Origin of the sequence: Winogradskyella ouciana (assembly GCF_009709615.1) — a bacterium.
GTDB lineage: Bacteria > Bacteroidota > Bacteroidia > Flavobacteriales > Flavobacteriaceae > Winogradskyella > Winogradskyella ouciana.
Genome location: NZ_WJYA01000078.1, coordinates 1 through 277, shown reverse-complemented (window position 1 = coordinate 277; position 277 = coordinate 1). Strand labels below are relative to the sequence as shown.

The 277-nt window shown below is 40.8% G+C and carries 1 pseudogene; it reads right to left on the bottom strand.

The features are described from left to right. Positions 1 to 277 (bottom strand): annotated as a pseudogene (locus F1003_RS18640) (1,4-alpha-glucan branching enzyme); the annotation flags it as partial.

The following is a 277-nucleotide window of genomic DNA, read 5'->3' as shown; positions in this document are numbered from 1 at the left end:
TGGTTTGATTGAGTTTTTTTAAAAAATCAACAGCATATGGATTCGTGTGGCGTTCATCCTGATTTGGCCAATACAGGATATTAGCCACTGCATCAACCCTAAATCCATCTATATGATAGAATTCCGCCCAGTACAACGCATTCGAAATTAAAAAACTATGAACTTCCGGTTTCCCCAGGTCAAAGTTTGCCGTGCCCCATAACCAGTTCTCCCGATCACGTTCTTCTTTGTATTCATAAAGCGGTTCTCCATCAAACATATAAAGGCCATGTGCATC